General features: G+C 62.4%; 1 pseudogene. It reads right to left on the minus strand.

The features are described 5' to 3' along the window. A pseudogene (locus tag AC0L2P_RS32095) lies at positions 1 to 1,379 on the minus strand (DUF4158 domain-containing protein); the annotation flags it as partial.

The raw sequence follows: 1,379 nt of genomic DNA on the forward strand, positions 1-1,379 counted from the left end.
AAGGCGCTCGCGCAATGCGGCGAGCGTGGCGATCTCATAGAGCCGGCGATCAGGCTTCTGCTGCCCAAAGATCAGTTTCCGATCGGTTGGACTGAGATGGCTGGCCGGAACACGCTCGGGCAGTGCACCCCGTCCCTCCGAATGAAGCCTTCGGAGCATCGCAATGGCTGTGAGCAAGGAGTCGTGGCGGCGCGCTGAACGGAACGCAAAGGTCGCCAGGAACGCCGACGCATATTTGATGACGCCACTATGCTGCTCGGCCGCCAAGACCAGCGGGGATGCCTCATTTTCCTCGACCATTGCTGCAAGCTCCGGCTTCATCCGAAGCAGCCGGTGCCAACCGAGCTTCTGGTCGACCACCTCAAGTGCGTCCTGACCCCTATCGTTGGCCGATTGCAGCGCCGATATCGTATCGAGGAAAAGACGCAGGGCCTTGGAGGTATCTGTCCGATGGTCCATGTGCCGCCGTTTCTTGCGGCTGTGCGCCTGGGAGAACAGCCGTCCGATCAGCTTGATGAACATCGTCACGGCGTCATCGGTTAGCTTCTCGCCGAGCTTGATCACCTGCGCGACGATCAGGGCGTGACGACGGCTCGCGTTGAAGTCGTTGGCTAGCCACGCCGGCGTGGAATTGCCCTCACGGACCATCTGGTCCCACCGCCCGGGAGCCACGCGCGCCCGTAAACCGGGATCGATTCCAAGCGTGCGCAGGAATGCAATCCGCTCGGTCAGTCCTATCAGATTTGAAGCCGCGGGCGCTTCCGGCGCCGACCGCAACCAATGGAAGCGGGTCTGAGTGATCGCCGCGTCAACCTCGAGCAGCTTGTCGAGCGCCTGCAGCTTCTCAGGGGCCAGACCCTTCGATAAGCGCTTCCTCCGCGCGGCGGCGAGCTATGGCACGAGCCGCAAGACCCATTCGCTCGATGATCTCTGCCGCGGGCAACAGTGCTCCGCGTTCTCGCAGCGTGGCAACGATGGCATTCACAATCGAAGCGCCGCTGTCGGACATCGCGGCCGCCTCCACTGTCGTCAACAGCGCGGCGCGACGATCCTGAGCTGTCGCGCTTCTGACGCCGAGGCAGATCATCAGGCGCGCAATGTGATCGCGACGCGTTTCTTCCCGGCGGGCATAGGTTGTGAACACAGTGGGATCGGCGCCGATCTGGTCGGCGACATATTTCAGCATCGCGCCGGGCGGAATTTCGCCTGCCGCCAGCACCCGACCTGGATGTCGCATCACGCAAAGCTGAACAGCGAAGCCGAGCTTATTGTGCTCGCGCCTGCGCAGGTCGATCTGGAGGCGATCAGCCGCGGACAATGAATAGTGTCGGATCAGGCTGTCCTCATCAGCCGGAATATCGAAAAGCTCCCGTCGATCC

The sequence above is a fragment of the Mesorhizobium sp. WSM4836 genome, assembly GCF_055811815.1.